This window comes from Pauljensenia sp. C0254C2, from assembly GCF_056583835.1.
Map to the genome: position 1 here is coordinate 54,920 of NZ_JBWPJO010000008.1, position 22,322 is coordinate 77,241.

Here is a 22,322-nt window from a genome sequence, read left to right on the forward strand (position 1 = left end):
TCGAGATTTTTGCCCGTTTACGCTCGAAAGAAACGGTAGTTAACGCTGGTCGTCCGCGGATTCGCAGTATGCGGGGTGTTCACCCATCGAACCGTCAGCATGCCCTTCACGGTTTCCCTCTTTCATACTTATTGTTTGTTGATGTTCCAATAAATGAAATACCGTTTAGTCTTAGATGGGGCCCGAATTCCACGGGCGACGCATCCGAGAGGACCGTTCATGCCACAGAGCGTCAAATCACGCACCGGAACACTCATGCCAATCTCCGTCATGTGCGCTGGTCAAAAGCTCGATATGTCCGTACCGTCATCGTTGATCGTGGCGGAGCTGCTGCCGGGCATGGTTGAAGCACTTGGCCGCCTCGATCCAGAAACGGCAACTCAGGGATACCGACTCCTGACTCCGTCAGGGCGCGTACTCGACCATTCTCAAACCCTGCGCGCCCAACACGTCACTCCCGGCACACTTCTGACCCTTGAGTCCGAGGGTGGCAGCACAGTAGACCAGCGCTATGACGATCTGGTTGAAGCTATCGGCACATCCGTCAACAAACATCAGGACGCATGGACCAAAGGCGACAGTGCACAGCTGTCATCACACTGCGGAGTCATCCTGATCCTGACTGCCGCGGTGCTGCTCGCAATTCGCGGTGGACACACGATGGCCACCGCCATCATCGCAGCTGTCGGAGCCGCCCTCGTGTGCGCCACTGCAGCGATCGTGGCACGAGGAAGCAGCACTGCAGGAGCCGTTTCGCTCAGCTTGACCGTTCCCGTTCTTCTTGGGGTCGCAGGATTTGCCCTCATCACTGATGGGAACCTGGCGCACTTTTTCATGGCCATCGGCGTCGGCATCATGTTCGGCTCCCTTGCCACGATGGTGCTTCCCCCGGGGTTACGCATCATTGCCGGCGGCCCATTGCTCGCAGGGTTTTCCTATATGGTCGTCGGCGCACTGACTGCCTACGCCACAGTTTCGCTGCAACGGTCAGCGACGGTGGTGGTGGCTCTCCTGACGCTGGTCGTGCTGTCGACTCCGTGGATCGGGCTGGCACAGATGCCCTCGCGGATTCCCGCTCTTAACATCCAATCAACAGAGTCATTCTCAGGTGCAGCAGTCGATGAACAGGTAGTGACCGGACAGGCGCTGGCTTTATCAGTGAAGATCGCATCGTTCATGGTGATCATTACCTGCGTTCCGATGGTGGTTGCGACCGTCGAGGGTGTCCTGCTCATGGCATGCGTGGGGGCGGCATTCATGCTGGGGACGCGGTCGCTTCACGGCCGAATTGACGTCTTTATCGGGGTTGTCGCCGGCATGTTGATCACGCTCGCCACTGGGATCCTGGCAACTCTGGCGGTATCGTGGCTGCTTCCCTGGACGGTAGGCCTGACGGTCCTGGTCGCGATCCTGATCCTGGCGGCCAACGTCGTTAATTCGCGGCTGCGCCCGTGGCTCACTCGCCTGGCAGATGGAGCCAACGTCATCGCTCTGATCGCGATCATTCCGCTGACGTGCCTGGTGTGGGGGATCATTTAATGGCTTCCAATAAAGATATTCTCAATGCGCAACGGTTTAATCGCCGCCGACTCGTCACGGCGTTCATCTCCGGCACGCCTGGAGGCCGGGAACTGGAATCCAAATCGTTCGTGCCGCCCCTGATCGGCGGGATCGTCATTTCACTGCTGATGCTCGGCATTGCCTTCGCGATGGGAAAGTTCTCCCCCACCCTGCCGGATAACTGGCAGAACAACACGCTGATTATCGTCAAGGGAACAGGTGCGCGCTACTACTCCGTTCAAGGAGTGCTGCACCCGATCTACAATGTCACCTCAGCGCGTATGCGCACCCCGGCTGGCTCTCTGCAAACCGTTTCCGTGGGAGAAAAAGTGATCGCGGGTATTCCTCGCGGCGATGCGATCGGAGAACCTGAAGCACCCGATAATGTCCCCGCTCCCGCCGACCTGAAAGCAACCGAGTGGAACGCATGCGTCATGGAAAACGCGTCGACCCACACATGGGTGTCAATCCGACCCGACGGCCTCGAACCCGTGACGACAACGCTGGTCAAACAGGGCGACACCCTCTACGTCATTGCAGAGAATGTGCGTCACCGCATCGAACCCGAACATCTCGAAGTCCTTAAGAACACCCTCAACATCAACGATTCACCTGTCTTTGACGTGCCGGCTGACTGGCTCAATCTCTTCAATAACGGCACACCATTCACCCCCATCAGTCTCGACAACAGCGGTACGCCCGTCAGCGGGATGCCCTCGTCCGTCCACGATGCCGTCGTCGGCACGATCATCAACGTCAAATTTCCCGAGGGAGACCACCACTACCTCGTCATAGGCGATGGTCAGCTGGTCCAGCTCTCCGACGTGTCGTATGCAATGTACCAGGCCTCTTCCACCGGCAACCCGTACACAATTGACCCACCGACAGTGTCCGTCGGTGAAATAGCCAATATTCATGTCGTCACTGAAGGCGGTCCTGTTCCTGCGGACTGGCCTGACACCCTCGGCACGATTACCAATGAGCAGGCTCGGCCGTGTGCTCACCTCGACGTCAGTGACATCGAGAAAGGAAGCGTCCTGTCAGCCATACCCGCTGATTCACCAGATCTGGCATCCGCACAGTCGGGTATGGGCACGTCCGCCTCCCCCGCGGCCTCGAATTCTCCTCACCCGCCGGCCGTGGGGTCAACATCCGTTCTGGGCGGAAGCGGTGTTCTGGCACGTTCCACTTCCGGCGGCTCCCTGGGTGCCGTCATGCTGATCTCTGATACAGGTCTGTCGCACGGTCTGGGCCTGAACTACTCCGAAGCCATGCAGCGATTGGGGTATGACGAAAATTCCATTACGCCGATTCCCGGGCCGTGGATCGCGCTGATCCCTGAAGGCATCGACCTCAAACCCATCGATCCTGCCACAGGTTCAGCCTCATGAGCGAACAACGGACACACATTGTCAGGTGGGCACACACCGCCCTCCTGACATGCGTATGCGCCCTGCTTCCACTGTCGCTCCTCCCTCATGCATCTCACGCTCAAGCTCCGGTTGGCACGTCTCACAGCCAGCCTGCGCGAGTCGATCACCGGGCGCGCATCCCCCTCGCCAATGGGGACGAACCGCAGGCATGCCAGGTAGGCAAGACGCAGTACGTTCCGATTGAACCGCCCGTCTTTGAACGACTGGGAATCCAGCAGGCGTGGGAACTGTCCACCGGCGGAGTGCTCGTCGCTGTTGTGGACTCAGGGGTGAGCAGCGCTAATGAGCACCTGAAGGAAGCTGTTCAGCCAGGAACCGATTTTGTTGATTCGGGTGGCGATGGGCGCACCGATGTCGACGGACACGGTACGGCGGTCGCCGGTCAGATCGCGTCGCGGCCAGTTGAGGGATCCGGACTGGTCGGCATTGCCAAGTCAGCACAGATTCTGCCTGTGCGCGTATATGCTTCCACGCGACCCGAGGATACCGACAATGGGCGCGGTCCGAACGTGAAGCGCACAGCAGCGGGCATACGGTGGGCGGCCGATCACGGTGCCAAAATCATTGCTGTTCCGGCATCGTCACCGTCTGACCATGCTGAGTTGGCTCAGGCAGTCGCCTATGCTACGAACGCCGGTGCGCTCATTGTCGCCTCGGCGGGTAACGCCGATCCGAACGGGGAAAATTCAGGGGTGCGTTTTCCTGCCAACTATGAGCAGGTGCTCTCAGTCAGTGCGGTAACGCTTCAGGGACAGCCTTCTGACAGCGTCGTGCACGGCGTTCACGTGGAAGTGGCAGCTCCCGGTTCCGATGTGCTGACCACGTTCCTCCAGTGGGGTGATTGTGTCCTGTCAGGCGAGCAGCCCTCCACGTCGTACTCAACGGGGTACGTCGCCGGCATTGCCGCCCTCGTCGCTGCTGCTCATCCAGAGGAGACTCCTGCTGACTGGAAGTACAGGATTCTTGCAACAGCATTACGCTCCACGCCCTCTGAACGCAATGAGATTGTCGGGTGGGGAATTGTTGCGCCCAAGGATGCGATCAACTTCGTGAACGACGGTACGCAGGATGGTCCGCCTAACCCTCGCTACCAGCGGGCAGACCGGCCGATTCCTCCACCAGTGCGCCTGGTCAAGCCCGAAGAGGATCTGACAAAAAGCCGCACGCAATACCTGACAATCGCTGCAGGCATCGGGGTGGCTGTGCTTCTCGGAAGCCTCGTGGCTGCCACACTGATCGATCAGCGCCGACAAACTAGGAAACGTGCCAGGAAGAGCTCCGTGACGACACGCCACGTGTCGAACCCGTTTTCACCTCGCGTTCCGCGCACTGAGTCAGGTCAAAAGTAGGGAGGTCTCAGCGGGGCATCCGGCCAGCGTGGCATCCGGCGCGGACGAGGCGGCAGAACGTCCTACGGCACATCGACGCAGGCCTTGGCTGAATCGGACTGACGGCCTCCCCTGATGGCGGCTGTCACCTCCAGGCAGTTCTCTCCCGACAATGCGTGCGTATCCAGTGACTGCACCTGAGTCTTGCCCGACTGATTGAGATTTTCAGGGCCGCTCATCACATAGAAGAATTCGATGACCTGTTCGTCGCCGGATTGGCCGCCAGAATCAGACTGCATGGCGCTGTCCTGCTGGCTTGCATCATCCTGAGCGCCCGACTGGCCGGACGAATCTGCGGACATGTGGTGGCGCCACGACCAGTGGATGACATCGCCGTCGACAACGCCGCTTACTGACGTGGGCGAGGGCGGAGTCTGACCGATGGGGTCCACCGGTGCGGGAGGTGCGGGTGTCGGGTTATTGATCGGGCCTGGCGCAGGTGATGGACCGTTCCACGATATTGTGCCTCCCCCGCCGGTGAGCAGGGCAACCACCAGCCCGGCACACGCCAGCACACACACGCATGCAATGACGATAATGACGGGAAGCGACAGGCGTCGTGCCGGCCGCGCGGTATCGGAGGAAAAAGCCGCGTTCTCGCGTTCAATCTGCGCCAGTCTGTCTTCTTCAGAGACCCATTGGTCGGGCTCGACAGCATACGACTGTGAATCAGCGAAGACAAAGGATCCAGATGCTGCCTGCTCGGACGCATCGTCTCTGGCGTCGCCGCGAGCGGTGCCTGCAGTGTGCCCTCCAGGCACCACTGTGCTCCAGCCGCCGTCCGTTGTTCGTCCCTCTACCGACGTCGTTGCTCGGCGGTTATCTGCACCTGACATCGACGGATCAATGGTGCGAATGGCACGCACCCTGGTCTGATCTGAATCAATAGACGTGTCCTGCACGGCTGTCAGGTCATCGTGCGGCCCGGCGCTGTGAAGCTCCATGCGCGTCATCGGCTGATGCATGACTTCCTGGGCGCGCTGGAACTGCCGGCCCAGCTCTGCTGCTGAGGCAGGGCGTTGGCGTGGATCCACTGACAGCGCCTGACGCAACGCAGCTTCCAATACCTGTGGCACGTCAGAGCGGTTCAGCGAGCCGATGCGCCCTTCCTGGACGCGGCCAGCCACAGCCACGGCCGAATTGTCGCCCACCGGGTCCTCAAAGGGTGAGCGCCCAGTCAGGAACGTCCACGCGGTCGTGGCCAGCGCCCAGATATCCATCGAGGGGTGGGCGGGCGTGCCAGACACCTGCTGCTCAGGTGGCGCCCACAGCACCGAAAAGCCGTCAGCGGAATGGGAAGCGGGAGCACCCAACTTGGCGGCAACCCCAAAATCAGTGAGCATCGGGTGACCATATGCATTCATCATGACGTTGGATGGTTTGATATCGCGGTGGACGTATCCTGCCCGGTGCACCATTTCCGCTGCGCCGCACAGCTGGATCATGACGTCCAGGGCGCGCCGCACTGACATCGGTTGGGAACGCACCTGTTGGAGCACATTGGTCACAGGACAGTACTCCATGATCAGGTAGGAATCTCCCTGAGCAGTGGTGCCCACGTCATACAGTGATGGGATCGACGGGTGAGCCGATGTCGCCGCCATTGCATCAGCTTCCCGGATCACTGCCTCGTCTGCGTCAGTGCCTTCATGGTTGCGCGCCACTTTGACGGCAACGTCGCGCGAGGGAACATGCTGCTGGTAGAGGTAGACATCCGCAAAGCCACCGTGACCCAATGCGCGTCTGAACGTGTATCCCTCAAGCTGTGGGCCTTGGTTGTTCTGACTTGTCATGGTCTTCCTTTAGGTGACGACGTGCGGACAGGCTGATCGGAGAACGCCTTTTGCCGCTGATCGCGGCGCGAGTGCCGTTTCCAGAAGCGCCACCGGGATTCTGTGCGGGGCTTTTCGGCATGGGTGAAGCCTCCGCGGCGGTGCCGGTGCCGCCTCAGCGACCTGACGGACAGCGCGGTCAGTGCCCGCTGGAACCAGGACTGCCTGGATCGCAGTTCTGCCTTCAACTGCGAATAGTAACCCCAGGCTCGGTTGGCATCATCCTTCGTCACGACGTCCTGTCCAAACTGAGCGCGGTCGGCAATAGATGCCAGGAGCACCGTCGCCGGTGCTGTCTGGCCGGCAACGCGCCAGTCAACTGACGCTTCCGTCGACTCATCAACGACGGGCGAGGGCGACTCTGTGTCCTCTTGAGTATCCTGCCACACGCTGTCCGCAAGGCTCCACGCTGCTTCTGCACGTGTCATGTCGCGAGGAAGCCGGGTTCCGGCATCAGCCGCAAGATCGACCGTCTGGTTCCATGAGCCTTCCACTGATGACAGCGGGGAGCTGTGACGCCGCTTGTAGAGGCGTCGAGCCTTCCACAGCAGAATTGCTGCAATTGGCACGATGATGAGCAACGCTATACCGACCGAGGTGAGGATCACGCCCCATGGGACAGGGACAGGTGCTTCCGAATCGGATGGCGTGTTCTTCTCTGTTATCGCCGGCGGAAGCTCCGGAGGCTCTTCCGGCGGATTCGGTGGCTGCAGAACCTGCGGGCGCGGAGTAGGAGTCGGATCCGGGGTCGGATCGGAAAAGATGTTGTCGCGTGGGGGTGTGGGATCAAAAATCGCCCATCCGACATCGACAAATTCAGCCTCCACCCACACATGCAGATCCGCACCTTTGAGACCAACTGAACGCACCGGCGCTTCACTGGCCGCATTCCCCTGCAGTTGATCCAGTGCAGCCCCTGTGACGGGGTCACTGGGATAGGCACCCATCACGACGCGCGCTGACATACCCAGAGAGTGCAGCATCAGAGCCATCAGAGTTGCGTACTGTTCGTCATCGCCCACCATCTGATCGTCATCGATCATGCGTGCCAGTCGGTCTGCCCGGTGTCCTGACCGCGAGCTCTTATCCATCCCGTTGGAGAAATACCCGTTCTGCGCCAAGGTACGTTCAATGGCCCGGGCTTTCTTGATCGGAGTCGATTCAATCGCTGACATTGAGACGGCAAGTTCTTTGACACCGTCAGGAACGTTCGTGTCAGGCTGTCCTTCCACCGACACTGCGCCGGCACCTGCCAGCTGCGAATCAGACCAGCGCGGTGGCACATCAGCGACCAGGTGATAGCTCAGATCATCCCCGTCCGACCCGGTGGTCAGCGCAGCGTCTGCCCACCTGTTCCAGTGCAGGCCATCCTGGTATCGCTGCGCCTGGTCGCCTGAAAACTCGATGACTTCGGCCTGACCCATCGTTGGAACCCATGGCCCCATCAGGCCAGACGTTGTCACCCTCGTATCTGCGCGCACTGAACCGATCGGAGAGGGCCGCACCGGCAGTTGACTGCCCACTGAAATGTAGCTACCGACAGGGCTTTCCTCAGGATCGGACATGCCAAATGTGATGCCGTTATACGTGTCCATGACTGCCAGGCGCACGCGCGCCCCATGAGGCAGTTGCGACACCGATATCAGCGTCTCGTCACGTTCCTCGGTTGTCAGATGCCGGAAGGCCGCAAGCGGACTGGGGTAGTCATGCAGGTCCAGCGGCGGCTCCACAAGATCACGCAGGACTGTGCGTTCGTCCCACGATCCGACGTAAGAAGTGACAGGAAATGCCAGCGCGGTCGTACATGCCGTGATGACGAGGGCGACCAGAGCCTGCTGCAGCACGTGGGCGCGAACTGGCCGCACCGACCGTGTCGAGGTGTTATGTCCGGTTGTCGTCATGCCTGCCGCACGACGAGCCCGCCGGCCGATGAGGATGTCGAAATCAGAATGGAGACGCAGATGCTGAACGGACCACATCCACCACATGATGATCGCCAGGAACCACACCATGACTGCCCACACCGGCGGCTGCATGCCGCTGGGGCCCCACGCCACGGCGATGATGCCCATCAGCGCCAACGGAATGGTACCGACAACAACCCAGCCGCGCCGCATGGTCATCACCCCGGTCGCGAATGCGCACAGCAATCCGCAGATCCACGGCATAACCGACGGGCCGACATATGATGACGCAGGTGGTGCCAGTGTCAGCAGGTCACGCCACGCGACAACGGGCTGCATGACCAGGAACTGAAGGGTGCGCCCGGTGGGAATGACGTGCGCGTACAGCGTTTCAGGAAGTGAGCCGATACCGCCGAGCAGCAGGTGCGTCGCGAACAGTGCCGCCACGCTCGTGATCACGTCCCAGCGCCAGTAGGTGCACAGTGCCGCAAGGATCAGACCTGCCGCAACACCGCTGCCCGCGGCGCGCAATCCCAGTCCGTGGCCAAACAGTGGTTCGTGCGCTGCAATCACCGGAATGAACAGCACCGCCAAAGCGATCCATGACCAGACAGGCAGCGGGCTTCGTGTCAGTCGCCCTCGTCCATTACGCACACGAAAACGGCGTGGACGCTGTGCACCTGCAGGCGGGCGGTCGAACGTGTTCGCACTCATCGCAGCCCTCCGCGTGCCAGCATGCGGGGAAGCGACTCCAGTGTCGGACAGGTGGCGACGACTGCTCGTGACGAACTGGATCGAGATGAGGGCGCGTCCGGGTCCACGCGGATCACGCCGACGATGACGTCAACGCTCGGCAGATGGCACAGGCGCGCAATCTCTTCATATGACACGCTGGCCGGAACAATCAGCGTGAGAACGGATGCGTTGGGATACGACGTGAGGACTTCACGCAGACGCTCACTCAGGTCCTGGTCCTCCACTCGCCAGCTTTCTTCAGTGAGTTCATCGAGCATACGGGTCGCTGACAGTGTGGAAATCAGGCGTGACGAGGTTGCCATCGAAACCTGGTGCGACGCAGTGATGCCCGTCAGAGCCAGTGAAGCGGCGATGGACAGCGCCGTCTCAAACGGTTCTTCTTCCCAGTGATCACGCAACGTATCGATGAAAATCACGTGATGGGAGCGGCGGGTTTCCTCAAACTGACGCACAATCAGGCGACCCGTGCGGGCAGTGGTCGGCCAGTGAACGTTTCGCCGGTCATCGCCGGGCTGGTAATCCCGCAACGCATGGAACGACACGTCGGAGGAGGACAGTTTAGCTGTCACCACGCCTTCGATGTCTGCCTGGAAGCCTGTCGCGTCGAAAGGAACGCGCACTGTACGCGGGTGGACGTAGACGCGAATCGGTTTCGTCCATGCTCTGACTCTGCGGAACAGACCCACCGGATCGGAGCGCACTGAACTGGGCGGGCCGACCGTGACGATACCGCGCCTGCGGGTGGGAACTGCGAATACTTCCGACCACGAGCTCCTGCCCACCAGATTAGGGACGACGAACTGGGCGGCACCTGATCCGACCGGCAGTTCAATGACGTGGGAGCGGGACGGTCGGGCATGGTCGTTGCGCACGCGCAGCTCTCCAATGATGGTGCGTCCGGCCACGGTTCGTGTCTGAGGAAGCTCCACGCTGACGATCTGGGGAGCGCGCCCAATGATCCAGATCAGCGCGACGATCAGGGATAATCCGCACGCAACGGCAACGATCCCTGCTTCGCGCCAATGCGCGGTGAAGGCAAGGATAGTCGCCACGATGCCACCACACAGCAGTCCGACACCACTGATGGTGATCGTGGAAATGGCGATGTCCCATGCACGACGTACTCCACCTATGATGGATATTCGACGCTGAGCCTCCTGCGGCATTTAGGCACCCGTGATCGGAGCGGGAACGGAAGTCAGTGCACGCGAGACAACACCGGCCGGCGTTGCGCCAGCGAAAGCGGCGTCCGGATCCACGATGATGCGGTGCTCCCACACAGGTCCTGCGAGCGCTTTCACGTCGTCAGGCAGCACGAAGTGACGTCCCTGTGCTGCGGCCCATACACGTGCGCATCGAGTCATGCCGATGGCGGCTCGCGTGGACACGCCCAACATGGAGGACTCGTCTTCGCGGGTGGCTTCCGCCAGTGCGGCAATGTAGTCCAAAACCGCGCGGTCGGTGTGGTTGTCGGCGGCCATCGCCTGGAACGTGTCGACTTCATGGGCTGAGACGACGGGGTGCAGGTTACGTGACCGGTCCGGTGCGGCCGCGCCGTCAAGGACTTCGATCATGGCTGCACGCGAGGGATACCCCAGTGACGTTTTCATGAGGAATCGGTCCAGTTGCGCTTCAGGCAGCGGGTAAGTGCCGGCCTGTTCGACCGGGTTCTGGGTAGCAATCACCATGAAGGGTTCGCCAGCCGGGTAGGAAACGCCGTCGATCGTCACGTGCGCTTCTTCCATCACTTCCAGCAGAGCCGACTGCGTCTTGGGCGATGCACGGTTGATTTCGTCGGCCAGCACAATCTGGGCGAAGATTGGGCCGCGGTGGAATACCCACTCGTGTTTTTGCTGGTCGTACATGTTCACGCCCGTGATGTCAGAGGGGAGCATGTCAGGTGTGAACTGGATGCGCGAATGTGACCCGTCAATGGTTGCCGCCAGCGCGCGCGCAAGAGCAGTTTTTCCTGTTCCGGGCGCGTCCTCGAGCAGCAGGTGCCCGCCAGCGAACAGTGTCGTCAACGTCAGTCGAATGGCCTGTTTCTTGTCCAGCACTGCCAGCGAAATCGCGTCGACCAACGCGGCGAACATTTCGGCGAACTCTGTGGCATCGCGTTCATTGAGTGACATACATACTCCTTACTGTGCGTTGGTTGCTGGCCAGTCGTTGGCAGCTTATTGACGAGGGTGGCCCAGGTTTTGCCGGGCGTACTATTCCCGTCCAGTTCCACTGCTCACCTGTTATTGTGACGTTTCGCATGTGAGGGTGCCATCCTGTAGCCAGTTCTTCATGGTTTCCCGGTCTGTGACATGGGTAGGCGCATTCGACGGCTTAATCACCACGTTCGAGTCAATCTGAAATTGGTACGTCTGGTTGTCTACATCCGACCTGAACTCGCATCGCAATGGCAGGAAACTACCATCCCATCCATCCGCGTCCACTTTGAAGGTGTGACAATCATCGAACTTGTCCGACATCTCAGCATTGCACGTGGACGGTACAGGCGTAATCGTGCCTCGCGCCGGGCTCGTCGCCTCCTTGGTGATGTCCCGATCAAACTTTTCAGCTCGCACGACCAGTTTGAATTTCACGTTCGTACTGGTGTCCACATCGATGTGCCGGCTCGTTTCCGAAACGGGAATGTCCTCGCTCTTTCCGTTGTACTTCACGGTGATCGATGTGATGGGAGCTCCGGCGTTGTGAGTGATGGCCCACGACAGGTCGACTCCGTCCGGCGTACTGGTTGCCGTGAAGCTGTCAATCGTCGGCTGTCCGTACGTCATCACCACTACTTCTTCAGTCGCTGGCCCGTCGGCGCGGCCGGGAGCAACCTGCCTGAATGTAATCCGCGCCTCCTGGCCGTCAGGCAGTCCCGTGATGGTCTTGCCCTGCAACGGTGTCCACTGACCTGCATTCACCGAATACTGAAGCTCAAGTTCTCCGCGATTGTAACCGTTACCTTTTTTCGTTTCAGCCGTCACCTTCGCGGTACCTGCTTCTCCGGTTGCTGTAACCGTCGGAAGATCGATCACAACCGGCGTCGAGAACACAGTGAAACGCTTGGAATCGACCTTGCGTGACGATCCTGCCGCATTGTCAACCCACACGGTGGCTACCACGCCTTCCTGCGGCTGCGCCTGCAACGTGATTTCCCCAGACAGCTCACCGTTCAACGCGACGTCACCCTTTCCGCCACCGCTCAATGTGACGTGCGCAGCGGTCAGCGGACTGCCGTTGTCCGACTCGACTGCCCAGCTGACACTGACCGCAGCAAGGTTTGGATCATCGGCAGAAGGTGTTGACCGAATGTCCGTGATCGACACCTTCAGAGGCGGCCCAAAGGGCGCGACCTGGGCAGATGGCTCGGATGGTTGTGAGGGTGACGGCGAGGAATTCAATGCCACAACAGAGGCATAGTAGGGCTGACCGTTCGTCAGGTTGGTGAATGTCACTGATGTCGTTGCGCCGTCTACTCGCTGCGTCTGGCCGTCAGAGAGCGTCACTTCGTACGCGGTGATCGGTGACCCTTCATTTGCCGGTGGATTCCACGTCACCGTCACCGACCCGTCGCCAGCAGCAAGCGTCGGGGCGGCAGGCTGGGATGGTTGAACGTCGACCAGGACAGGCTCGGATGCAGGAGACGAATCGGATGCGCCAACATCATTGTGTGCCACGACTGAGAACGAATGCTTCAGGCCGTTCGCCAGACCGCTAAGCGGGCAGGACGCAACATCGCAAGTGAACTCCTGACCGGTCGTGACATCCGTCAAGGTGAAGGAGGTAATAGCCGCGCCATTGTCCGCTCCGGGCTGGAACGTCACAGTTGCACTGCCAGGGCCCGTGGCCATCACCGACACGTTGGATGGTGGTTCGGGCCGATCGCGCACGACTAACCGCACGTTGCCTTCTACAATGCGCCCCGGATCATTGGTGGCATCAATCAGGCGATAGTTGACCGTCATTTGCCCGTGGAAACCAACAGCTGGCGTGATGTGGAGGACTGTGCCCTGCGGATCCACGGTGCCTTCACCGATTTCAATCTGGCTTGACACGATCCGTATCGGCGTTTCCGGGAACGGGTTGATCGTGTACTTCGTCAGATCGATCGTTTCCGTACCGCCAGCGTTCGCAGCGTCGATGAGCGCGTCCGACACCTGAATGAGTGGCCGCGTGGAGGCGACAACCGTCACCGGGATCTCACCGACTACCGGCCCTGACCCGTCATCAACACTGATCGTGACCTGGTCCGTGGTGCCGGTGGCCTGATCAACGCCGGCCTGAAGGGACAGCATATGCCCATCAAGTTTCGCGCTGACAACACGAGGACTCTTCACCAGCGCATACTTGAATCCTTTAGGGTCAGCGTCGTCCGGGTCATCGACCATCGCCGACAGGTCCAACGTGATGGGTTCTTCACCTGCAGCCACACGCGCACTCGTCGGGATGAAAGCCGGTGGCTGGTTCTTCGCTGCCTGCACCACAATCGGCAGGGAGAGCACCGCTGATAAGGCTGATGTATCCGATGCAACACCGTCACGTACTTCAAAGGAAACGGATGTCTTACCGGAAAACTCCGGGTCGGTGTGCAGGGTGAGGCGATGCTGGTCCTCCAGCACGATCTTCGGATCCAGCCCCCATGATGCTTTGAGCCTGGATTCGTCCGTGATCATCGCGGTACGGCCCGCCCTCGTAATGACGTGGTCCCGAATGTCAATGACGACGTCACTGCCGGCACGTGCCTTGATCGGCAGGTGCGACTGGTCCAGGCGCGGTCTGGTCTGATCGGTTCCCGGAATCGACACCACTGCCGAGGACGAGAGGCCGTCCTGATCGGTAATCGTGTAGACCAAGAGCCGTCGAGTCTCGTATGCCTTCGCTTCAATGATTCCGCCCTTGACTTCAGCGTCGGGAGCGCGTGTGGACACAACCAGGTCTGCGACGGTTCCGTCGGGATCCTCATCGTTTTCCACCACGTTAATCGGCACAATCTCACTGTCAGGCATATCAGCCAGCGCCACAACGTCATCGCGAGCGATCGGAGGCATCAGGGGCGCATCGTTCTTCGCATTGATCGTCAACGTCCCGTTGTCCACACCGCCACGCGAGTCGGTGACCTGGTAGGACATGACGTATGTTCCGGCAGCTTCTGGAACCTCAACCTGGATCCCGGTTCCCACAATTTCAGCTTCGAGGGCGTCATCCAGCACGCTGAGCGAATCGGGAACCAGCGAGATTGAATCCCCGTCAGGGTCAATGTCGTTGGCTAGAACGTTCACCATGATCGTGCGCCCAGGTTTGACCAACAGAACGTCTTTAACAGCAGTGGGTGGCTGATTACTACCCGCCGGTGGCGCAATACCGACGCGCACACGTGCGGTTGCCTGCTTGCCCTGACGGTCCTCAACGATGTAGGTGAATACGTCCGTGCCGGTGGTCTTGCGCGCAGGCGTGTATTCGATCCAGTCAGTGCCCAATTCAATCGTTCCCTTGGACGGTGCCTGCTCGATACCCACCAGTGTCACGGAATCGCCGTCAGGGTCGATCGTGGACAGTGGGACAGGGATTCGAGTCGTCTGCCCTGACACGGCCCACGCTGTCAGAGGGCGAGGTTGGGGTGCCGCGTTGGCACCTTCGAGGGCGACCACTTCAAACACGACTGTCGATGTCGCCATGTTGCCGACCATGTCGTGCACCGTGTACGACACATGCATCACACCTGGCGTTGTGCCTGCTTCCAAGCGCACCAGGTTACCTGTTACAAAGGGGGTTCCGACCTGCGAGTTTTCCTCGAACTGCAGTTTCGGATCGACTTTCATTGCCAGGCCGGCCGGCGAGCGATCGTTTTCCAGCACGGGGACCGAAGCGACGTCTCCGACACGCACTTTGGCATGGTCGGGCTGCAAAACGGGTGGTTTCTTGTCGTCGAGCGCTCGTGACGGGACGACTGTGATCCGCGCTTGGGCAGTATGGGACCCGTTGGAAACGGAATACTGGAAGCTGACGGCTTCATCGAGGCCGCCAGGTGCCGTGATGCGCAGGAGGTGGCGATCGACCAGTGTGACGCGCAGACCCAGTTTGTCCGTCGGCTCCACCTGCTGAATGACCAGGACGCCGCCGGCTGGATCGGAATCATTATTCAACGGTGCGGCAAGTGCTTCACCGCCAGCAGGCAGGACAACCAGGTCATCGTCAGCAACGGGGACTGCATTGGAGTCAGCTTCCACCACGTCAATGCGAATGATGCCCAACACGGTCGAAGGGCCATCTGAAATGGTGTAGGTGAACTGGTAGGTACCCGGTGCCTGCGCTTTGAACGTGATGGATCCGAGAGCCAGGTCGGGCGTGAGCTGTGTTCCGGCTGGAGCTTCAGACACACCAACCAGCGTCAGGCCGTCACCGTTGGGATCCGTATCGTTGGTCAGCGGCTCGATCTCGAGGGCTTCGCCGGCTCTCGCCACATAGAAATCGGCGTGCGCAACAGGTGGAATGTTGCCTGGTGGCTGTACGACGATGGGTACGACACCTTGCGTTTCGGCACGCCCGTCAGAGACTACGACGTTCACCTCGTACTGGCCGGGCGCTGCGCCCAGATCCCGGATATTCAGGGTTCCTTCTTCACGGTACTGCACCTGGATACCGTCAGGAGCACTGGCGGACTGCAGGAAGATCGGGTCGCCGTCCGGATCGTTCCAATCCGGCAGCACGTTGTACTCAATGGCAGCTCCCGCTCCCAGTTTCTGCGGGTTCTTGCGGATCTGCACCGGGCCGGCGTTCTGATCCCAGGGGTGCACACTGATCGTCACCGTCGCACTGTCAGATGCCTGCCCGTCGTATGCCTCGTACACAAAAGTGGTGCTGCCCGACGCATCATCGGGCACGTCCGTCATCTGCAACGCCTGGCCGCCACGCGTCGGCGTCACCGCTCCGATCTGAGGCTGGCTGATCGGTCTGGCTGTCAGAACATCACCATCGATATCCGTGTCATTTTGCAGTACAGGCAGCGTGGTGGCTCGGCCTGGCCTGACACCGAACTCATCATCAACGGCGTCAGGTGGAGTGTTCTTGTCCTTGCGCTGAGGGTCGATAATTTCGTCGGTGTATTCAGGCGATTCCTCTTCTTCTTTTTCCTTGTCGATCTCCTGGTCGATCTCATCCCAGTCATCCATGAACGCCATGTTCATGTCGGGCAGCCAGATGCCACCCTCGTTAATTTCGTTGAGGACGATGAGCTTACGGTTGGTTCTAAACGAGATGTTGCGCGCAGACTTAAGGGTGTCAACATTCATCGACGTGTCATTGGCCGCGTCGTCACACAGACGCACATAGGAGCCCGAGCCTGCCCACGCGCCGTACGAGCATCCTTCGTGTCGTGTGGGAGCCGCCGGCTTTCCTGAACGGTTCTGCTCATTCGCGGGGGTGATCGTCACGGGATCGCCGTTGAGGGGAACGCTGATCAGGGAATTCGGGTTGGCCAGTAATACCGCGTCATGGTCGGGGCCGGGATTTTGCAAGATGGCATCTGTTGGGACGCCTTCATCGGACAGGGATCGTGCGGACCCGTCAGGGAGGAACAGCGTGTTGGTTGACTGGTCGAAGGCGACTGGTTGTTCACCGACCGCCGTGATCTGCAGCAATGCGTCGGCGCGCATATCAGGGATGTCGACACTGTGTTTCTGATCGACATAGCCGCGGCGCGTGACTGTCACGAACTGGCCGGTTGCTGCCGACACCGCCATGACGGTTCCATTGACGCTGGTTGTCACCACACCTGAGGTAAGGCCTGTTTCGATCGCGCTGTCGTCTCCCATCGGCACGGTCGAGGGCTCGGATGCCGGCAGGACCCACAGGTTTCCTTCCGCGCCGTCCAGCACACCGATCCGTTCTCCGCCTTGCACTGCCTGGGCGCGTTCAGTCAGCGACGTTGTGGCACCCATGCGCACGCCGGCCACGTCGATAGGAGCGATCGAGTTGGTGCTCTCATCAGAAAACGTGACGGTATCTGCTGCCTGGCCGATGTCGAATTGGGCGGCGTCTGTGCGCAATGCGGCATCGAGGCGCCGAGTCTGGTAGTTGAGGTGACCGACCAGTTGGCGCGAGGAGTTTGTCACCCATATGCCACCGTCATTCACGTCGATCTGGGATGTTGGCACGCCCGGATGAAGCAGCGCCAGCGTGGTGACAATCAGGCAGAACACCAACACGATAATGGCTGGAATTTTGCGTCGATTTTTCGCGAGTTGCTTCTTGAGTTGTCGTCCCCGTCGACTCAGGTGAAGCCGGCGTGACAGCGTGTTACCGCCCTGATTGGCGGGCGAGTACTCGTCGCCGGGAGGCATCGGGGGTGCAGAAAGAAAAGGGGAAACGTTGTTGCCGTTCACTGACTTGGATCCGGTAGCGGGTTGGGTGCCTGATTCGGATTGCCCAACGGGTTCAGGTCGACTCTGCGGAAAATCAGACGTCGTCCTCACTCTCGCCTCCTTCATCACGGTCTCATTGAAACAATGATCAGCATGTGACGGCTCTGCGCATCAGATGATCCACCTGGCGGCGGGCAGGCTCACGTCCTCTCAAAGAAGTGGAGTCGCATACGCAGAAACAACTGCAACCGCAGTAAGTCTGACACGAAAATCCGAATAAAGACAGAGGCAGGCGAAAAATCGTTCCTATTTCTCACGTGTATCGCGCTCAGTTGTCGGTTCCCACGCGGGCGAGGGATGGGGTCCCCACGACCCGGGCAGAGGCGCCGACAATGCGACGCTTCTGCGCGGGCACGAGGGGGTTCACGGTAGCTTAGCTGCGCGGTGCGCACCAGATGGTTGTCTCACCAGGCAGGACACCGTCGGTCAGCGGCTCACTGGTCAGGATGGCTGTGCTGGTGTCGAATGGGATCGGCTCGGTGCTGAAGTTCGTGATCACGTCCCAGCCACCGGGACGGCGCAGATGCAGCACCTGGTCGCTGTGCGGTGCCTCGATGCTGTCGTCGACCCATTCCATTTCTTCGGCGCCCTGCAGTGTGCGGCGCAGATGCAGTGCACGCCGGTACAGAGACAGCGTCGAGTCTTCGCGGGCAGATTCCACGTCGACTGCACTGTCTGCGAACCATGAGGGTTGCGGCAGGTGGGCCGGTCCTCCAAATCCGAAGTTCGCGGCGTCATGGACCCACGGCAAGGGGACGCGGCAGCCGTCGCGACCGATTTCTTTCTGATTGGTGCGGAAGAACGTCGGGTCCTGACGCTGATCGGCCGGGATTTCCGCCACTTCATGCAAGCCGAGCTCTTCACCTTGATAGATGTAGGACGATCCGGGCAGTGCCAGCATGAGCATGGTGGCGGCGCGCGCACGACGCAATCCCTGTTCACGATGAAGCTCCGGCTCGGTACCACCTGTCAGCAGCCAGTCCTGACCCACCGGCTTGTCGGGCCTCGGACCATGAGTGCGCACTGCATCGGGCAGGCCGTAGCGCGTGGCATGGCGGACAACATCGTGGTTCGACAACACCCATGTGCTCGAGGAACCTGACGAACTGGCCAGCTCCAAATTGTCGGTGATAATCGTGCGGAACTGGTCGGCGTTGAAGTCGGCTTCAAGCAGGTCGAAGTTGAAGGACTGTCCCAGGCTGTTCGGGTTTGCGTACCGAGGCACCCGGTCAGGATTCACCCACGCCTCGGCAACCGCTGTGCGCGGCGGATCGTAGGAGTTGAAGACCTCACGCCAGGTAGCGTAAATGTCCTGAACCTCGTCGCGGTCAAAGATGCGGTGGTGTCCATCCATCGGCATAGCGTCGAGTTCTGCCTGGCTGGGCAGCGGTTCGCTGAGGTCTTTCGCCAGTCCGTGGGCGACATCAATGCGGAAACCATCGACACCGCGGTCAGACCAGAAGCGCAGTGTTGTCAGGAAGTCCTCGCGCACATCGGGGTGATCCCAGTTCAGATCCGGCTGCTCGCGGGCAAAGAAGTGGTAGTACCACTGTCCGTCTTCAACCTGTTCCCATGCGGCACCGCCGAACGTGGAGGTCCAGTCCGTCGGGGGCTGCGAGCCGTCAGGGCCTGTGCCTTCACGGAAGATGTAACGTTCACGCGCCGCTGACCCGCGGCCCGCTGCCAGAGCTTCCTGGAACCAGGGGTGCATGCGTGAGGTGTGGTTGGGCACGATGTCAACGATGACGCGGATGTCTCGTCGATGCAGGGCCGCGATCATTTCGTCAAAATCGTCAAGCGTTCCCAGGCGTGGATCCACGTTGCGGTAGTCGGCCACGTCGTATCCGCCGTCAGCCAGCTCGGAAGGATAGAAGGGGCTGAGCCACACAGCATCCACACCGAGGTCAGCCAGGTAGTCTGCCCGTGAGGTCACACCCTTGATGTCACCGAGCCCGTCGCCGTTCGAGTCAGCGAAGCTGCGCGGGTAGATCTGGTACACAACCGCCTGGCGCCACCACAGTGGGTCTGTGCTGAGCGTCGTGTCGGCGTCAACGCGTGCGTGCGACTCGGGCGTAGGTGCTGCAGGCATCAGGGTCTCCTTAGGTTTGGCATCGCAGCAATTATGGCAAAATCTCGTCGGCGCTGTTGGCTGAGATGGGCGTGCGAGAAGGAGATTTATCACCCTCGTGTGCAAAGGCTCAACTGCGTGCAGGAGGGGTCACGTGTGGCAGGAATTCTTCGGACGCTGCAGGCTGCTTCGTCCCCGCGCAGCTGAAGATATTTGTCGAGGGTGGCCGCCTGGATGACCGTGACCAGTTGACGCCTGGAGCCGAACTACCGTGGCCGGTTGGCCCCTAACCACGGTAGTCAGCCGCTACACGCAGGCCATGCGACCAGGCGATCAGATCCCCGTGAACGTAAATTCACGCTGGTCGCCCTCGCCGGCAACATCGACGGTGACAACCTGACCCGGCATGATCTCACCGAACAGGATCCGCTCGGACAAGGCGTCCTCAATATCGCGCTGGATGGCGCGGCGCAGCGGCCTGGCACCCAGAACAGGGTCGTATCCGCGGTCGGCCAGCAGTTCACGCGCAGCATCGCTGATCTGCAGTTTCATATTCTGGTCCTCCATGCGCTCCGCCAGGCGACCGATCATCAGGTCAACGATCTGCGTGATCTGCTCCTTCGTGAGCGGCGGGAAGACGATGACGTCGTCAACACGGTTGAGGAACTCGGGGCGGAAATGCTGCTTGAGCTCCTCATTCACCTTCGACTTCATGCGCGAGTAGTCGTGCGTGAGGTTGTCGGCGGACTGGAAGCCGGTCAGCACACCCTTGTTGATGTCGCGCGTGCCCAGGTTGGTGGTCATGATGATCACCGTGTTCTTGAAGTCCACCTTGCGTCCCTGTGAATCGGTCAGATGACCTTCTTCCAGGATCTGCAGCAAGGAGTTGAAGATATCGGGGTGAGCCTTTTCAACCTCGTCAAACAGGACGACAGAGAACGGACGGCGACGGACCTTTTCAGTGAGCTGGCCACCCTCGTCGTATCCAACGTACCCGGGAGGTGCACCGAACAGGCGTGATGCCGTGTGCTTCTCGGAGAACTCGCTCATATCTATCTGGATCAGCGCATCTTCATCACCGAACAGGAACTCCGCGAGAGCCTTGGCCAGCTCAGTCTTACCGACACCGGTCGGGCCGGCAAAAATGAACGAGCCACCCGGACGCTTCGGATCTTTCAGGCCGGAACGTGTGCGTCGGATAGATTGCGATAGTGCTTTGACAGCCTCTTCTTGGCCGATGACGCGCTTATGCAGCTCATCTTCCATCTTCAGCAGCTTGGCAGATTCGGTCTGAGTCAGCTTCACCACCGGGATGCCGGTCGACATGGCGAGCACTTCAGCGATTTCCTCTTCGGTGACCTCCGCGATTTCTTCGCGTTCGCCACCCTTCCACGCATCTTCCTTCTCGCGACGTTCCTCGCCCAGTTTCTTTTCCTCATCACGCAGGGAGGCGGCACGCTCAAAGTCCTGATCATCGATCGCGGCTTCTTTGGCCTTGCGCACATCAGCGATCTTCTCGTCGATTTCACGCAACTCGGGCGGTGCCGTCATACGGGCGATGCGCAGGCGGGCACCGGCTTCATCCATCAGGTCAATGGCCTTGTCAGGCAGGAAACGGTCAGAAATGTAGCGGTCTGCCAGCTCGGCTGCGGCGCGGATCGCCTCATCGGTGATGATGACGCGGTGATGCGCCTCGTAGCGGTCACGCAGCCCCTTCAAGATCCCAACTGTCTCATCCACAGAGGGTTCCTCGACACGCACCGGCTGGAAACGACGCTCCAACGCAGCGTCCTTTTCCACGTGCTTGCGGTACTCGTCAAGCGTGGTGGCACCGATGGTCTGGATTTCGCCGCGAGCCAGCATTGGCTTGAGCATCTGAGCGGCATCAATGGAGCCTTCAGCAGCACCGGCGCCGACCAGTGTGTGGATCTCATCGATAAACAAGATAATGTCACCGCGCGTGCGGATCTCTTTAAGGACTTTCTTCAAGCGTTCTTCGAAATCGCCGCGATAGCGCGACCCGGCGACCAGGGATCCCATATCCAGTGAGTAGATCTGGCGGTCTTTAATCGTCTCCGGCACGTCGCCATGCACGATCGCCTGAGCCAGGCCTTCGACAACAGCGGTCTTACCGACACCGGGTTCACCGATCAGCACCGGGTTGTTCTTCGTGCGACGCGACAGCACCTGCATGACGCGTTCCATCTCCGTCTTACGACCGATCACCGGATCAAGCTTGCCTTCACGTGCAGCCTGAGTCAGGTTGCGACCGAACTGCTCCAAAATAGCGGAGTTCGTCTGACCGGGGTCGCGCACAGGGTTGCCCGATACGCCCACCGCCTCGCGGTTGTCCCCATCGCTCTGGTAACCCGACAGCAGCTGGATAACGGCTTGACGCACCTGCGACAAGTCAGCTCCCAGCTTCGTCAGCACCTGAGCTGCAACGCCCTCGCCCTCTTTGAGCAAACCGAGCAGCAGGTGCTCAGTGCCAATGTAGTTGTGACCCAACTGCAGTGCTTCACGCAGCGACAGCTCAAAGATTCTCTTGGCACGCGGCGTGAACGGAATGTGACCTTCGACAGGCTTTTCGCCCTCGCCAATAATGTCGATGACCGCTTCACGCACCTGGTCGCGCTCAATGTTCATCATGTCGAGGGCTTTTGCTGCGACTCCCTCGCCCTCGGTAATGAGGCCCAGCAGCAGGTGCTCAGTGCCGATGTAGTTGTGGTTGAGGTTCCTGGCTTCGTCCTGTGCGAGGACGACGACTCGCCGAGCTCGGTCGGTGAACCGTTCGAACATGGCTCCTCCTGATGTTCACGAATGGGATGGCGCAGACACGGGTGCCTGGCGTTTTCAACTGGTTCCACCCTACGGGCTGATTGGCGCGGTCGCTTGAATGTTCACTACAGGCGAGCGGAAACACTGCCAGTTGTCTGCCTCGCGTGCGCACACAAGCACGTC

At 60.2% G+C, this 22,322-nt stretch carries 10 protein-coding genes; 3 read left to right on the plus strand and 7 right to left on the minus strand.

Translation table 11 applies throughout. The features are described 5' to 3' along the window. Positions 1-219: 219 nt before the first annotated feature. Genes AC1DA5_RS07380 through AC1DA5_RS07390 form a run of 3 tightly spaced genes read left to right on the plus strand, consistent with a single transcriptional unit; the run spans position 220 to position 4,342 of the window. A complete protein-coding gene (locus AC1DA5_RS07380) occupies positions 220-1,539 on the plus strand; it encodes an EsaB/YukD family protein (RefSeq protein ID WP_480289743.1) in 1,320 nt (439 codons plus the stop codon). Further along, positions 1,539-2,951: a type VII secretion protein EccB gene (eccB, locus tag AC1DA5_RS07385; protein WP_058237773.1), complete on the plus strand. Its 1,413-nt coding sequence runs from the start codon at positions 1,539-1,541 to the stop codon at positions 2,949-2,951. Before AC1DA5_RS07380 ends, eccB begins: the two co-directional genes overlap by 1 nt. Next, positions 2,948-4,342 carry a S8 family serine peptidase gene (locus AC1DA5_RS07390; RefSeq protein ID WP_070728160.1) on the plus strand — a complete coding sequence of 465 codons (1,395 nt, stop codon included), beginning with the start codon at positions 2,948-2,950 and terminating at the stop codon, positions 4,340-4,342. Before eccB ends, AC1DA5_RS07390 begins: the two co-directional genes overlap by 4 nt. A gap of 62 nt (positions 4,343-4,404) precedes the next feature. Here the strand turns inward: AC1DA5_RS07390 and AC1DA5_RS07395 are convergent, their stop codons facing one another. The 7 genes from AC1DA5_RS07395 to AC1DA5_RS07425 all read right to left on the minus strand — a co-directional run bounded on the left by AC1DA5_RS07395 (position 4,405) and on the right by AC1DA5_RS07425 (position 22,160). After that, positions 4,405-6,174 carry a serine/threonine-protein kinase gene (locus AC1DA5_RS07395; RefSeq protein WP_480289745.1) on the minus strand — a complete coding sequence of 590 codons (1,770 nt, stop codon included), beginning with the start codon at positions 6,172-6,174 and terminating at the stop codon, positions 4,405-4,407. Next, positions 6,171-8,831, minus strand: coding sequence for a transglutaminase-like domain-containing protein (locus AC1DA5_RS07400; RefSeq protein WP_480289747.1), 2,661 nt, complete (start codon positions 8,829-8,831; stop codon positions 6,171-6,173). The genes AC1DA5_RS07395 and AC1DA5_RS07400 overlap by 4 nt, the downstream gene beginning before the upstream one ends. Then, positions 8,828-10,039, minus strand: coding sequence for a DUF58 domain-containing protein (locus AC1DA5_RS07405; protein WP_480289748.1), 1,212 nt, complete (start codon positions 10,037-10,039; stop codon positions 8,828-8,830). Before AC1DA5_RS07405 ends, AC1DA5_RS07400 begins: the two co-directional genes overlap by 4 nt. Further along, positions 10,040-11,005: an AAA family ATPase gene (locus AC1DA5_RS07410; RefSeq protein ID WP_092648199.1), complete on the minus strand. Its 966-nt coding sequence runs from the start codon at positions 11,003-11,005 to the stop codon at positions 10,040-10,042. Between the two features lie 111 nt (positions 11,006-11,116). Continuing rightward, positions 11,117-17,344: an Ig-like domain-containing protein gene (locus AC1DA5_RS07415; RefSeq protein WP_480289749.1), complete on the minus strand. Its 6,228-nt coding sequence runs from the start codon at positions 17,342-17,344 to the stop codon at positions 11,117-11,119. A 322-nt stretch (positions 17,345-17,666) separates the two neighbouring features. Next, positions 17,667-19,382, minus strand: a complete 1,716-nt coding sequence (locus AC1DA5_RS07420) for a glycoside hydrolase family 13 protein (protein ID WP_480289750.1) — start codon at positions 19,380-19,382, stop codon at positions 17,667-17,669. A 312-nt stretch (positions 19,383-19,694) separates the two neighbouring features. Continuing rightward, a complete protein-coding gene (locus AC1DA5_RS07425) occupies positions 19,695-22,160 on the minus strand; it encodes an ATP-dependent Clp protease ATP-binding subunit (protein ID WP_480289752.1) in 2,466 nt (821 codons plus the stop codon). Positions 22,161-22,322 lie beyond the last annotated feature (162 nt).

Bases quoted from the DNA above. Each gene is read 5' to 3' on its own strand.
- AC1DA5_RS07380 (WP_480289743.1), top strand. From the start codon at position 220: ATGCCACAGAGCGTCAAATCACGCACCGGAACACTCATGCCAATCTCC.
- eccB (WP_058237773.1), top strand. From the start codon at position 1,539: ATGGCTTCCAATAAAGATATTCTCAATGCGCAACGGTTTAATCGCCGC.
- AC1DA5_RS07390 (WP_070728160.1), top strand. From the start codon at position 2,948: ATGAGCGAACAACGGACACACATTGTCAGGTGGGCACACACCGCCCTC.
- AC1DA5_RS07395 (WP_480289745.1), bottom strand. From the start codon at position 6,174: ATGACAAGTCAGAACAACCAAGGCCCACAGCTTGAGGGATACACGTTC.
- AC1DA5_RS07400 (WP_480289747.1), bottom strand. From the start codon at position 8,831: ATGAGTGCGAACACGTTCGACCGCCCGCCTGCAGGTGCACAGCGTCCA.
- AC1DA5_RS07405 (WP_480289748.1), bottom strand. From the start codon at position 10,039: ATGCCGCAGGAGGCTCAGCGTCGAATATCCATCATAGGTGGAGTACGT.
- AC1DA5_RS07410 (WP_092648199.1), bottom strand. From the start codon at position 11,005: ATGTCACTCAATGAACGCGATGCCACAGAGTTCGCCGAAATGTTCGCC.
- AC1DA5_RS07420 (WP_480289750.1), bottom strand. From the start codon at position 19,382: ATGCCTGCAGCACCTACGCCCGAGTCGCACGCACGCGTTGACGCCGAC.
- AC1DA5_RS07425 (WP_480289752.1), bottom strand. From the start codon at position 22,160: ATGTTCGAACGGTTCACCGACCGAGCTCGGCGAGTCGTCGTCCTCGCA.